Origin of the sequence: Chryseobacterium sp. SN22, assembly GCF_008329705.1 — a bacterium.
In the GTDB taxonomy this organism is placed as follows: domain Bacteria; phylum Bacteroidota; class Bacteroidia; order Flavobacteriales; family Weeksellaceae; genus Chryseobacterium.
The window spans coordinates 123406-135694 of the sequence record NZ_VTSX01000010.1; the positions used below are offsets into that span (position 1 = coordinate 123406).

Annotated in this window: 15 protein-coding genes and 3 tRNA genes; 6 read left to right on the forward strand and 12 right to left on the reverse strand. The window is 40.7% G+C overall.

Annotated elements, in window-relative coordinates; translation table 11 throughout:
• Position 1: 1 nt before the first annotated feature.
• On the reverse strand, positions 2-1204 hold the full coding sequence (locus FY557_RS08640) for an MFS transporter (RefSeq protein WP_185151690.1): 1203 nt from the start codon (positions 1202-1204) through the stop codon (positions 2-4).
• Positions 1205-1341: 137 nt separating this feature from the next.
• Between FY557_RS08640 and FY557_RS08645 the strand changes: the two genes are divergently transcribed.
• Positions 1342-2196: an AraC family transcriptional regulator gene (locus tag FY557_RS08645; protein WP_149246858.1), complete on the forward strand. Its 855-nt coding sequence runs from the start codon at positions 1342-1344 to the stop codon at positions 2194-2196.
• Positions 2197-2452: 256 nt separating this feature from the next.
• Here the strand turns inward: FY557_RS08645 and lipA are convergent, their stop codons facing one another.
• Positions 2453-3319 (reverse strand): lipoyl synthase, encoded by an 867-nt coding sequence (gene lipA, locus FY557_RS08650; RefSeq protein WP_149246859.1) that lies wholly within the window; start codon positions 3317-3319, stop codon positions 2453-2455.
• A gap of 108 nt (positions 3320-3427) precedes the next feature.
• Here lipA and FY557_RS08655 point away from each other — a divergent pair, with 108 nt between their 5' ends.
• On the forward strand, positions 3428-4060 hold the full coding sequence (locus FY557_RS08655) for a hypothetical protein (RefSeq protein ID WP_149246860.1): 633 nt from the start codon (positions 3428-3430) through the stop codon (positions 4058-4060).
• Positions 4061-4105: 45 nt separating this feature from the next.
• Here FY557_RS08655 and FY557_RS08660 read toward each other — a convergent pair whose 3' ends face one another.
• Positions 4106-4666: an RNA polymerase sigma factor gene (locus FY557_RS08660; protein WP_149246861.1), complete on the reverse strand. Its 561-nt coding sequence runs from the start codon at positions 4664-4666 to the stop codon at positions 4106-4108.
• Positions 4667-4864: 198 nt separating this feature from the next.
• Between FY557_RS08660 and tyrS the strand changes: the two genes are divergently transcribed.
• Positions 4865-6160, forward strand: coding sequence for a tyrosine--tRNA ligase (gene tyrS, locus FY557_RS08665; RefSeq protein ID WP_149246862.1), 1296 nt, complete (start codon positions 4865-4867; stop codon positions 6158-6160).
• Positions 6161-6499: 339 nt separating this feature from the next.
• Here the strand turns inward: tyrS and FY557_RS08670 are convergent, their stop codons facing one another.
• Complete coding sequence (locus FY557_RS08670) at positions 6500-6877, reverse strand: hypothetical protein (RefSeq protein ID WP_228451736.1); 378 nt, start codon at positions 6875-6877, stop codon at positions 6500-6502.
• 317 nt (positions 6878-7194) lie between these two features.
• Here FY557_RS08670 and FY557_RS08675 point away from each other — a divergent pair, with 317 nt between their 5' ends.
• From FY557_RS08675 to FY557_RS08685, 3 genes are all read left to right on the forward strand, one after another.
• Positions 7195-7833 carry an alpha/beta hydrolase gene (locus FY557_RS08675; RefSeq protein WP_149246864.1) on the forward strand — a complete coding sequence of 213 codons (639 nt, stop codon included), beginning with the start codon at positions 7195-7197 and terminating at the stop codon, positions 7831-7833.
• Between the two features lie 108 nt (positions 7834-7941).
• The gene (locus tag FY557_RS08680) at positions 7942-9267 is read left to right on the forward strand and encodes a PDZ domain-containing protein (RefSeq protein WP_149246865.1); all 1326 of its coding nucleotides are present in this window, start codon (positions 7942-7944) and stop codon (positions 9265-9267) included.
• Between the two features lies 1 nt (position 9268).
• Complete coding sequence (locus FY557_RS08685; protein WP_149246866.1) at positions 9269-9796, forward strand: hypothetical protein; 528 nt, start codon at positions 9269-9271, stop codon at positions 9794-9796.
• 1 nt (position 9797) lies between these two features.
• Here FY557_RS08685 and FY557_RS08690 read toward each other — a convergent pair whose 3' ends face one another.
• From FY557_RS08690 to FY557_RS08725, 8 genes are all read right to left on the reverse strand, one after another.
• Positions 9798-10760 carry a L,D-transpeptidase gene (locus FY557_RS08690; RefSeq protein WP_228451737.1) on the reverse strand — a complete coding sequence of 321 codons (963 nt, stop codon included), beginning with the start codon at positions 10758-10760 and terminating at the stop codon, positions 9798-9800.
• 243 nt (positions 10761-11003) lie between these two features.
• Positions 11004-11177, reverse strand: coding sequence for a GIY-YIG nuclease family protein (locus FY557_RS20600; RefSeq protein WP_149246868.1), 174 nt, complete (start codon positions 11175-11177; stop codon positions 11004-11006).
• Between the two features lie 36 nt (positions 11178-11213).
• Positions 11214-11294 (reverse strand) — tRNA-OTHER (locus FY557_RS08700).
• A complete protein-coding gene (locus FY557_RS20605; protein WP_149246869.1) occupies positions 11293-11562 on the reverse strand; it encodes a GIY-YIG nuclease family protein in 270 nt (89 codons plus the stop codon). Before FY557_RS20605 ends, FY557_RS08700 begins: the two co-directional genes overlap by 2 nt.
• A 15-nt stretch (positions 11563-11577) precedes the next feature.
• Positions 11578-11655 (reverse strand) — tRNA-OTHER (locus tag FY557_RS08710).
• A complete protein-coding gene (locus FY557_RS20610) occupies positions 11654-11923 on the reverse strand; it encodes a GIY-YIG nuclease family protein (RefSeq protein ID WP_149246870.1) in 270 nt (89 codons plus the stop codon). The genes FY557_RS08710 and FY557_RS20610 overlap by 2 nt, the downstream gene beginning before the upstream one ends.
• A 13-nt stretch (positions 11924-11936) precedes the next feature.
• Positions 11937-12017: transfer RNA gene (locus FY557_RS08720), tRNA-OTHER, on the reverse strand.
• On the reverse strand, positions 12016-12289 hold a 274-nt coding region (locus tag FY557_RS08725; RefSeq protein WP_228451740.1), incomplete at its 5' end, for a GIY-YIG nuclease family protein. The genes FY557_RS08720 and FY557_RS08725, both read right to left, overlap by 2 nt.

Sequence of the window (12289 nt, forward strand, 5' to 3'; positions counted from 1 at the left end):
ATTATTGGTTACAGGAAACACATTCCGCAGCCTTATCATTCTCATGTAATTTCTGCGAAGCATACAGCTGTTTGTACCGGAAAGCGATTAACAGCCCGATGAGCGTCATTCCCACTCCGACCAAAGACGGATAGTTGTAGGAATATCCTTTTTGTAAAGGAATCCCTCCCAGAAATGCACCCATGGCATTGGCACAGTTGAAGGCTGCCTGCATAAAGGCTGCCGCCATCATTTCGCTTTTCGGTGCCGCCTTCATCATCATGATGTTGATCGGTGCCGCTACCGACATGGATAAGGCCCCGCAGATAAAGGTCAGTACCAGAGAAATGATTTTGTATTCCGAAAAGAAAAATACGCCTCCTAATGAGACCATCATCAGGGTCATCAGCAGGACACAGGTTTTTTCAGGATTCAGCCGGTCCGACAGGTATCCGCCGACCAGGTTGCCGACCACCATTCCTGCTCCGGCAAGGATCATCACATAAGCCATCTGGTTTTCTTTGATCCCGGAAACGATTGTCATCAGCGGAGTAATGTAGCTGAACCAGGTAAAAAGCCCGCCGAAACCGATGGCCGTAATCATCAGGACGAGCCACGTCTGCTTTCTTTTCAGAAATTTCATCTCTTCCATAAAGCGGGTATCCTGATTGGTTTCCATTACCGGAAGCCAAAGCTTTAAGAACAGCAGGGCCAGCAATCCGATCACCGAAACGATGGCAAAATACCATCTCCAGTGGAAAGTATGCCCAATATAGGTTACCAAAGGAACCATCGCCAGGTTGGCAATAGTAAGCCCTGTAAACATAAGGGAAATATAAAATGCTTCTTTGCCTTTCGCCGCCATTCTGGTAGCCACTACCGTTCCTACTCCGAAAAATGCACCATGCGGAAGCCCCGAAAGGAAACGGATGATCATCATGGTCGTATAATCCGGCGCAACAGCCGATAAAGCATTGAATATGGTAAAAATTATCATGAGGGCGATCAGCACTTTCTTTGGCGGAAACTTCACCGAATAGCCGATCAGCAGCGGTGCGCCCACCACAACCCCGAAGGCATAAGCTGAAATCAGGTGCCCTGCCTCGGGAATGCTGATTCCCAGGCTCCTTGCCATATCAGGAAGCAGCCCCATAATGGTAAACTCGGTGGTTCCTATTCCCAGTCCGCCGATGGCCAGCGGTATTATTCTTTTATCAATCTTCATTGTATTGTCTTTAACTATTTCAAAGTGCAAAAGTCGACAGAATTTACCGGTTATACTTTAACAGAAATGATGTAAATTTGTTCTGTATTAACAATTTTAATTAAATTTAAATTAATTATTAATCAAAAGAGAACCAAATGAAAATCCAGAAGGAGATTATTGAGTTTGAAGAAGGCAAATCTTTCAAGCTGTTTTCACCATCGCTTAAAAACTGCTTTTTCTGGCATTACCATCCGGAAACGGAACTTGTCTACGTAGAAGCCAGCAACGGCATCCGCCACGTGGGAAAGAATATTTCAGATTTCAAGGACAGCGACCTGCTGCTGATCGGCTCCAATGTTCCTCATCTCAATTTTGATTATAAGATCCAGACAGAATGCAAACAGCTGGTCCTGCAGATGCGGGAAAATTTTCTTCAGGACTTTATCTTTTCCGTTCCCGAATTTAAAAAGATTAAAAAGTTACTCGAACGCTCCTATCTCGGCCTGTCATTTTCAGGAGAAACCAAACATACGGTTGTTGAAAAACTGCGCCGGATGAAAAATGAAAATTCTTTCGGGTCTTTTATGGGACTGATTGAAATTTTACAGATCCTTGCCCAGTCTGATGAAGTAAAAGAGCTCAATACCGAAGACACCCGGATCAAATGGTTCCTGAATGACAAGATCCGGATGGGAACGATTTACGATTATATCCATGAAAATTACGACAAAGCTCCCAACGTAAATGTGATTGCCGAAAATGTAAACCTCAGCACCCCTGCTTTCTGCCGTTATTTCAAGAAGCAGACCAACATGACCTTCACCGACTTCGTCAACAATTACCGGATCAATCAGGCCAAATTGCTGCTGCTCCAGAATTCAGGGATTACGGAAGTCTGCTTCCAGGTAGGCTTTGAAAGCCTTTCTTATTTTAATAAACTGTTTAAAAAATACATTGGTGAAACGCCTTCTGCATTTAAAAAAAAACATTTAAGCAAAATAGCGCATTAGCCGGACAATTAACGGTAAAAATTTAACCAAAAAAGATTTAAGAGATATTCATACCGGATAAATAAAGTTGAATGCTTGCTGCTCTCAGTAAAGTACATAAAAGTTTTTGAAAATCTGAGATTTTTATAGTCTGTTTTAAGGAATAGCCATCCGGTGGCTGAGACACCCGAAGCCACAACATCCTCTTTGAAAACCTTTTAATCTGTGATCTCTATTTACTAAAAAAATCGCTTCAGGTTCTGAAGCGATTATATTTTTAATGAATGTGTTTTTCTGCGTGATAGGAACTTCTGACCAGCGGCGAGCTTTCCACATGCCTGAATCCAAGACTTCGGGCAAAATCCCCGAACTCATCGAATTCTTCCGGGGTAATGAATTTTTTTACCGGAAGATGTTTTTTAGTCGGCTGTAAATACTGGCCTAAGGTGATCACGTCCACATCTGCATTTCTGATGTCTTCAATGGTCTGGAAAACCTCATCCCTTGTTTCACCCAATCCGAGCATCACGCCGGTTTTCGTTCTTCGCTGTCCTGCTTGTTTCAGATATCTTAAAACTTCAAGGCTCCTTTCATATTTGGCCTGAATCCTTACTTCTCTCGTCAGGCGTTTTACCGTTTCCATGTTGTGGGAAATGACTTCCGGAGCCACCTCTACCAACCGGTCCAGGTGTTTGGTGATTCCCTGGAAATCCGGGATGAGGGTTTCCATCGTGGTTCCCGGGGAAATCCTGCGTACGGCATTCACCGTTTCCGCCCAAAGAATGGAACCCATATCTTTCAGGTCGTCACGGTCTACTGATGTTAAAACGGCATGTTTGATCTTCATTAATTTGATCGAACGGGCCACTTTTTCGGGTTCATCCCAGTTTACATCCATCGGTTTACCGGTTTTCACACCGCAAAACCCACAGCTCCGGGTGCAGATGTTTCCTAAAATCATGAACGTCGCTGTTCCTTCGCCCCAGCATTCCCCCATATTCGGACAGCTTCCGCTCTGGCAAATGGTGTTTAATTTATATTTGTCGACCAAAGTTCTGAGTTCCCTGTAATTCTTTCCGGTAGGAAGCTTCACGCGGATCCACTTTGGTTTCTGAACGGTTGTATCCTGAACTAAATTCTCCATTTATTTCTCAAATTGAGGTTCAAAGTTAGTGAATTTTTTATCGAAACAATCAAAGAGCGGGATTGATGAAACACATAATTTTGTAATTTTAAGTTTTAAATTTGATTTATGAAAAATACATTTTGTCTGTTTCTGATCCTATTCAGCGTATTTTCTTTTGCGCAAAAAGAATTCCAGCCCGAAGGTTCGACTGTCATCGAAACGGTTGAAGGTGATCTGGACGGTGATCAAATCCCGGAGAAAGTAGTTATTTATAATACGAAAGATACCGCTGAATATGGAAACATCCGTGAAATACAGATTCTTAAAAAAATCAGTGGAAAATGGACCATCCTGGAAAAGTCCAGAAATGCCATCCTTAAAAGCGGGGACGGCGGAATGATGGGCGATCCGTATCAGGATACCGAAATTCAAAAAGGAATTCTGATGATTACCCAGGCCGGGGGAAGCAGCTGGAAATGGGGGTATACCGACAAATACAGATTCCAGAACGGCCGTTTTGAACTGATCGGCTATTCGTCAGGCAGCGGAAAGCCGGAAGAATACTGGACGGATATTGATTTTAATTTGTCCACCGGCCAAATAACTTTTGAAAAGGAAGTGGAAAATACCAAGGAATATGGGAAATCCAAAAAGGAAACATTTACAAAAAAAGGATTGAAAATAAACCTTCAGAACCGGAATCAGGAAAAACGCAGGGAAATCTTTCTGCCTAAAACGAAAGAGAAAGTTTATTTATAATTAATTACCAATCATTTACAGCCTGAAAATGAATATAGGATTATATTAATTGTCTTCAAACTCATTGTTCTTCAACAGTTCTGCCAATACTTTTTTGGCCCGCATCACACGGACTTTTGTATTCGCGACTGAGATTCCCAGTTCTTCGGCGATTTCCTTAATGCTCTTTTCCTCAAAAAACCTCAGCCGGATAATGTCCTGATAATTGGCATCCAGCGATTCGATGGTCTTGATGATCTTTTTCTGCTCTTCTTCGGAAATCATCAGTTCTTCCGGGGACTTTGCATACTGGTTTTTTACCTCATCGAGATTTTCCGTCGGATCCTGATTTTCCCTGGACTTTTTTCTCCAGAAATCGATGATGGTATTCTGGGCAATCGTCAGCACCCAGGTTTTAAACTGGAAATGCGGATCATACATATCCAGCTTGGAAAGGACTTTCGAGAACACATTTACCGTGATCTCATCGGCATCGTTTTCGTCATGAACTTTCTTCATCACAAAAGAAAAGACATCCACCCAAAAGATGTTGATGAGCCGGGTCTGGGCCTTCTGGTCTTTCTCCTTCGCCTTACCGATGAGCTGGAATAGTTGTTCGTCGTTCATTACTAACAAATATAACTGATTTTGATGGATGCGCCAAGAAGGTGTATAAAAGATCATATTGGACCCAACAATGAAATTTTACCATTTTTAAGATACCCGTCCGGACTTACCTTTTCAGGGATGATCTCTTATCTGCTTTTTCCACCTACTTCCCACTGAATTTCTTATCTTTGCACCTTAAATTTTAAAGCAGAACAAATGAACTCTTTTATTGAAGAACTGAAATGGCGCGGTCTTTTTGCCGACATGATGCCCGGAACGGATGAACAACTGGATAAGGAAATGACGACAGCCTATATCGGTTTTGATCCTACTGCAGATTCTTTACATATCGGAAGTCTTATTCAGATCAAAATTCTGGCGCATTTTCAGCAGCACGGCCACAAGCCGATCGCGTTGGTGGGCGGTGCTACCGGAATGATCGGTGACCCTTCGGGAAAATCTGCCGAAAGAAACCTGCTGGATGAAGAAACCCTTCTTCATTACGTAGACTGCCTGAAAAACCAGCTTTCAAGATTCCTTGATTTCTCAGGAAACGAGCCGAACAAAGCGGAACTGGTGAACAACTACGACTGGATGAAGAACATTTCTTTCCTTGATTTTGCAAAAAACGTAGGAAAAAACATTACCGTTAATTACATGATGGCCAAAGATTCCGTGAAGAAAAGGTTTTCCGGGGAATCGGGAGCGGACGGAATGAGTTTTACGGAATTCACCTATCAGTTGATCCAGGGATACGATTTTTTACATTTATATCAGAACAATAACGTAAAGCTTCAGATGGGAGGTTCCGACCAATGGGGGAATATAACCACCGGAACTGAACTTATCCGGAGAAAAGCACAGGGAGAAGCTTTTGCACTGACGGTGCCTCTGATTACGAAAGCCGACGGATCAAAATTCGGTAAATCGGAAAGCGGCGAAAATTACTGGCTGGATAAAAAGAAAACATCGCCTTACAAATTCTACCAGTTCTGGCTGAATGCCACGGATGATGATGCTGAAAGATTCATTAAATTCTATACTTTCTTAGGAAAAGAAGAAATCGAAATATTGATCGAGGAGCATAAAACAGCTCCGCACGAAAGAAAGCTTCAGAAAAAACTGGCCGAGGAAGTAACGGTTTGGGTTCACGGACAGGAAGAATACGAAAAGGCCCTGAAAGCCTCTGAAATACTTTTCGGAAGATCTACCGCCGAAGATCTGGTAAGCCTGGATGAAGAAACATTCCTTGAAGTTTTTGACGGGGTTCCTCAGAAAGAAGTGGCTAAAGCTGACGTCCTGGGCGTGAATATCGTTGAGCTTCTTTCTGAAAAATCAGGATTTCTTAAATCTAAGAGTGAAGCAACAAGAGAACTGAAGGGAAATTCGATCTCGGTAAATAAACAGAAGATCAATGAGGTGTATACAGCCAACGAAACGGATCTGATTGACGGTAAATTCCTGCTTCTTCAAAAAGGGAAGAAAAGTTACTTTATCGTGAAGGTGAGTTAATAAAATTGAGCGAATAGGTTGGAAGAGGGAAGCTGGATGCTTGAAGCTTATTTTTGTCAATAGTACTTCCAGAGGTATTCATTATCAAATGAGACCGTTTGTTTATTATATTAACAGGAATTTATTTAAAATCTTATTCACCAATCTGAATTCCAATCTTTCATTTCAATAATCGACTGGAAACAAATAAAAACAGAGTCGGATTCACGTTGATCTAATTGAGATTTTCTATACCATATAAGACGGGCGCGGCATTTAATGCTGCGCCCGTCATTGCCCATTAGATAATAAAAAAGCCATCTGTAAAAGATGGCTTTCATATCGTTTAAGTAAATGATCTTATAGTTCTAAGAAGCTGTAGAAAACAGCAGCGCTTTTATCGCCGGTTCCTACCACTTTCTGAGTTTTGGCAACCTCACCGTCTACATAGATGGTAACGATCAGTTCCGAATCAGAGTAAGGAAGCGTAGCATTGGCCGCTAAATTAAGCTGAGACTGGCTGGAGCTTACGTACATATCACCGCTTGACCAGGTAGTTCCTGTAGGATTGAAAGTGGTGCTCTGTCCTGTTCCGATCTGTGTTACTACGGTTTTGAAAGTACCTGTAACCGGAGGGCTTGCAGGAGGATTCGGGCCTTTGGTATTTATTTTTGCTTCAAACTGAATAATGTGGTCTGTGTATTCATCATCGTCATCTTTCTTACAAGAGTTAACCACAAAAATTACTGAAAATAGTACAGCGAATAAAAAAGAAAGTCTAAGTAAACTTTTTGATTTGTAAAATTGCTTCATTTCTCCAAATAGATTTTTAATGTTTCAAATATAGGTTTTTTATCAATATAAAAATAACTTTTATGTAAAATTTCCAACAAAGATTTCTAAATAATATCGATTTAATAAATATTAGGAACGCAGTGGATGATTAAATATTTGAACACCTAAGGGCTTGATTTCAGCCAGTTTGTCAGATGATTCCGATTGGTCTCATTTTTACACAGGTAATGAAATCCATCATTATTAATTATCTTTGCCCCATGAATTTAGATTACATCGTAAGAGAACCGGAACATATTACGCCTGATACCACCATCCTTTTTATGCTTCACGGCTACGGCAGCAACGAGCAGGACCTTTTCAGCTTCAGGGAAACCCTTCCTGCAGACTGGATCATCGTGAGTTTCCGGGCACCGAGAGCGACTCAGTTTGAAGGTTTTTCCTGGTATGACATCGACTTTAACAATCCTGAAAAATTTGTGGATGTCCCACAGGCAACGGAATCCCTTAACAGTTTACTGGAGAGTATCCTGAAGATCGTCAACAACTACGGCATTACCCAAGGGAAAACCCACCTCTGCGGTTTCAGCCAGGGAGGAATTCTGAGTTATGCACTCGCCCTGAAATATCCTGAAATGTTTAACCTTGTAGCATGCCTAAGCAGTTATCCCGAGGAAAAATTGCTGAAGGATATTGTAAAGGATAAGAAAAAGCTTGAAAGGCTGCGTTTCTTTATTTCCCACGGTACGGATGATGCTGTAATTCCTTTGGAATGGGGAAGAAAAGCCGCGGATCTTTTGTACGACCTCAGCTGCTACTTTACTTTCAGGGAATATATGAGCGGCCATGGTGTAAACCAGAAGAATTATATGGACCTGATGGAATTCTTTTCAAAATAAATTTATTGAAATCCTGCTTATCATTTATTTGTTTATAAAAAAACAGACATTTCCGAATCCGGAAATGTTTTTTATTTTAGATAAGAAGAAAATCATTAAATTCAATACATGAAACTAAGGTATCTTTTGATAGGGTTATTCTGCAGCATTTTTTTAAATGCGCAGAATTCCTTTGAAGTGGAAGATACAAATAAAACGGTTGTTCCTTTTAAGCTTATTGCCAATTTAATCTTCATTCCGGTTAATATCAACGGGGTTGATCTTACTTTCTTATTGGACACCGGGGTGTCAGAAACCTCTATTTTCAGTCTGGAGAACCAGGAATTGAAACTTCCGAATGTAGAGAAAATAAGATTTTCGGGATTGGGCGGAAATATCAGTATTGACGGGTTTCGTTCGGATAACAATACAGCCAGGATCGGGAAAAGTTTTGTGAACGATTCAATGACCGTATATATTATTGTTGACCAGGATTTCAATATTTCTTCCCACGTCGGAATTCCTGTCAACGGAATTATCGGCTATCATTTTTTTAAGAACCATCCCGTAGTGATCGATTATTCGTCAAAGAAAATTACCATTTACAACGATGAAAAATTATTCAGGAGAAAAGTTAAAAAATTTGAGGAGATCGACATCAGCATTGAAAAAAACAAACCCTATGTATTCGCTGATGTGGAAATGACCCGGGAGCGGAAGCGTTCGAAATTACTAATCGATCTCGGCAACAGTGATGCGATGTGGCTCTTCCCTACTCTTATAAAAGATTTCGTTTATAACCGCCCGAATATCGAAGACTATCTGGGTCGGGGGTTTAACGGAGATGTTTACGGTAAGAGAAGCAGGATCCACCATTTGTATTTAGGGGATTTTGCTTTTGAAAAACCGCTTACCGCCATGCCGGATGAATTTTCAATACAGCATGTCAATCTGGTGGAAGGCAGGAAAGGTTCCGTAGGCGGTGATATTATGCGGCGCTTCACGGTAGCTTTCGATTATGCGCATCAGAAAATGTATCTTAGAAAAAATTCCAGTTTCAATGATCCTTTTCATTTTAATATGAGCGGATTGGATTTCAGGCAGGACGGCATGGAGTGGACGAAAGATATGGTGACCCTTCCGGCCAGAAGTAAAGGTTCTCCTTCCGGCAGTACGGAAATAATCAATAACAATCTGCAGTATAATTTTGTCTTGAAACCGGTGTTTTCTATTGCGGGTGTCCGTAGAGGTTCGCCGGGCGACAGAGCAGGAATTCAAAAAGAAGACCGGCTGATCAGCATAAATGGCAGGAAAACTGCAGATATGACTTTGCAGAAGATCCTGGAGATGATGAAATCCGGAGAAGGCAAAACCATAGAAATGATTATTGAAAGAAAAAACAAACCCATGACCTTGCAGTTTACGCTGGAAGATCCAATACCTTATCAGGAATAATATGAATACAGAAGAAACGACATTGGATAAAATCCGGACCCGCCCAAGGTTTACTATGTTTACGAATCTTACCAAAGAAACTTATGCGGAAAACCTGAAAAAATATCTTGCGGAACACCGGGATGAATTTTCGGGAAATATCAATAAAGAAGTAGCGACCATCTGTGTGGAAACGGAATATGAAACTTATTGGAAACCCAGATTATCCCTGAGAATTGAAACTGAAGACGAAAAAACTTCGGTGCGGGGCGTTTTTGGCCCCAGTTCCGCAGTCTGGACGTTCTTTATGTTCCTGTATTTTTCTTTTTCGATACTCTGGATGGTCTTCTTTTCCATGTATTACGTAGAAAAACAGATCAAAAGCCAGGAATATCCCTGGGCTCTTACCGCATCTTTTATTATGCTGGGATTCATTCTCCTTACTTATACTGCTGCAAGATTCGGCCAGCATAAGAGCAAAGATGAAATGCGGAAGCTCAGAAAATTTGCCGAAGAATCAACACTTCCTTTTGAAAAGGTGGATGATTAAATTAAGGAGCGACGGTTTTGGTGGTCTGCGGCATTTGTTCCAGTACAGCTTTTGCCGCTTTTATGGAGTCTACCACTTTTTCACGGTTATCCTGCTCTTTCAGGATTTTCTCGATGTTGGGCTGGATCATTTTGGTCATCTCTTCGACCGAAATATTATTGGCATTAGGATCGTTTAACAACCTTCTCCAGGGCTTTCTTTTACCCCAGCCATAATCTCCGAATACAAGAACTGGAGTTCCTTTTGCTTTTGTCGTAGCACCTCCTGGATTCAGCACCCAGGTATCGGCATAACCATATAGCCATTTGGCATCTTTCATTAATAACCGCAGGCACGAATGTGAGGCAGGATAACCTGGAAGGTCATACTGATGCCATCCGATTCCGTCGAGATTAAATATATTAAAATTGTAAGGAAGCTTCCACTCGCTGCTTACGGTAGAAATGGCAAGCTGCTTTTTCCAGTTGGCGAAAGTCAGCCCGGTTTTTGTTTTGGCATTTTTTTTCCCCATGCTGGTCGGGCCCCATTTTACCAGTGTTCCGTTGGAATACACTCCGAACGCCTGGATCGGATAAGAGAATACAACAAATTTCTTCACCGGGCTCAATACATCCAGCTGCATCGGGAAGGGTGCATATTCCATCAAGGTTGTATCGATTTTTGCAGGAACCACCAGGGTATCGGCATTCCATTTATTTTTGGAATCCAGACGGTTCAGCGCCAGGATCGCATATCGTTCTGAAGTAGAATATTTTTTATTAAAAACCGAAAATAAGGAGTCCTTCATCTTCTTGCCTTTCGGAAAGATAAAAGCATTGTAGAAGCCATCTTCCTGCATGGCAGGCGGCATGGATTCTTTCTGAATAACCGAATCTTTTGTTGCCATCACTGAATCCTCTTTTTCATCAGATTCATCCAGTACTGAAGAAGAGGTATCGGTGATTTTGTCGCCAATCTTTTCCATTTCCTTTTTACAGGAGAACAGCATGAATGATACACATAATACAGACAGAAAAGATTTTTTAACAGATATGTTTTTCATAAATAAATAGAGTCGAATTAATTTTTTCCTACTCAGTACAAATATCAGACCTAAAAGCGGATTGCGTAAATGGGGAATAAAAATACCGTAAAAATACGGGGATAGCATTATTTGAGACAGAATCAAACCGAATCAGGTTTAAATTGATAAAAAGAAAAAAGTGTCTTAAGTTGATTTGCTTACAAACGACCGCATGTAGACAACTGTCCAGTTATCCGTGCCCGATGTATACTTGCCTTTGGATTCAAGATGATGCAGCAAACGTTTTTCAACATTTTCTGAAAAGCCTTTATAATATACGTCCCGGCTTGCAGAATATAAAATATAGACAAAGTACATAAACAAAAAAATCCTGTAAAATGATTTACAGGATTGCGATCCGGACGGGACTCGAACCCGTCTCGTCTTTTGGACGAGATGACAGGGCGGCATTCTAACCAGCTGAACTACCGGATCAATTTTTATTATTGATCAATTTTTCAATAGAAGAACGGTTTAATCTTTTCATCCTTTTCTCTTCTATTAAAGCTTTGGATTTATTTTCGAACTCCTGTACATAGACTATTTTCCAATCATCTATTTCCGATGTATACTTGCACCTGGATTCAAGATGATGCAGCAAACGTTTTTCAACATTTTCTGAAAAGCCTTTATAATATACGTCCCGACTTGCAGAATATAAAATATAGACCAAGTACATAAACAAAAAAATCCTGTAAATCATTTTACAGGATTGCGATCCGGACGGGACTCGAACCCGTCTCGTCTTTAGGACGAGATGACAGTGCGACATTCTAACCAGCTGAACTACCGGATTAATTTTTATTATTGATCAATTTTTCAATAGAAGAACGGTTTAATCTTTTCATCCTTTTCTCTTCTATTAAAGCTTTGGATTTATTTTCGAACTCCTGTACATAAACTATTTTCCAATCATCTATTCCCGATGTATACTTGCCCCTGGATTCAAGATGATGCAGCAAACGTTTTTCAACATTTTCTGAAAAGCCTTTATAATATACGTCCCGGCTTGCAGAATATAAAATATAGACAAAGTACATAAACAAAAAAATCCTGTAAATCATTTTTACAGGATTGCGATCCGGACGGGACTCGAACCCGTCTCGTCTTTTGGACGAGATGACAGGGCGGCATTCTAACCAGCTGAACTACCGGATCAATTTTTATTATTGATCAATTTTTCAATAGAAGAACGGTTTAATCTTTTCATCCTTTTCTCTTCTATTAAAGCTTTGGATTTATTTTCGAACTCCTGTACATAGACTATTTTCCAATCATCTATTTCCGATGTATACTTGCCCCTGGATTCAAGATGATGCAGCAAACGTTTTTCAACATTTTCTGAAAAGCCTTTATAATATACGTCCCGGCTTGCAGAATATAAAATATAGACAAAGTACATAAACAAAAAAATCCTGTAAATCATTTTA

Coding starts and splice junctions, on each gene's coding strand:
- FY557_RS08640 (WP_185151690.1), bottom strand. CDS start 1,204: ATGAAGATTGATAAAAGAATAATACCGCTGGCCATCGGCGGACTGGGA.
- FY557_RS08645 (WP_149246858.1), top strand. CDS start 1,342: ATGAAAATCCAGAAGGAGATTATTGAGTTTGAAGAAGGCAAATCTTTC.
- lipA (WP_149246859.1), bottom strand. CDS start 3,319: ATGGAGAATTTAGTTCAGGATACAACCGTTCAGAAACCAAAGTGGATC.
- FY557_RS08655 (WP_149246860.1), top strand. CDS start 3,428: ATGAAAAATACATTTTGTCTGTTTCTGATCCTATTCAGCGTATTTTCT.
- FY557_RS08660 (WP_149246861.1), bottom strand. CDS start 4,666: ATGAACGACGAACAACTATTCCAGCTCATCGGTAAGGCGAAGGAGAAA.
- tyrS (WP_149246862.1), top strand. CDS start 4,865: ATGAACTCTTTTATTGAAGAACTGAAATGGCGCGGTCTTTTTGCCGAC.
- FY557_RS08675 (WP_149246864.1), top strand. CDS start 7,195: ATGAATTTAGATTACATCGTAAGAGAACCGGAACATATTACGCCTGAT.
- FY557_RS08680 (WP_149246865.1), top strand. CDS start 7,942: ATGAAACTAAGGTATCTTTTGATAGGGTTATTCTGCAGCATTTTTTTA.
- FY557_RS08685 (WP_149246866.1), top strand. CDS start 9,269: ATGAATACAGAAGAAACGACATTGGATAAAATCCGGACCCGCCCAAGG.
- FY557_RS08690 (WP_228451737.1), bottom strand. CDS start 10,760: ATGGAAAAGATTGGCGACAAAATCACCGATACCTCTTCTTCAGTACTG.
- FY557_RS20600 (WP_149246868.1), bottom strand. CDS start 11,177: ATGTACTTTGTCTATATTTTATATTCTGCAAGCCGGGACGTATATTAT.
- FY557_RS20605 (WP_149246869.1), bottom strand. CDS start 11,562: ATGATTTACAGGATTTTTTTGTTTATGTACTTGGTCTATATTTTATAT.
- FY557_RS20610 (WP_149246870.1), bottom strand. CDS start 11,923: ATGATTTACAGGATTTTTTTGTTTATGTACTTTGTCTATATTTTATAT.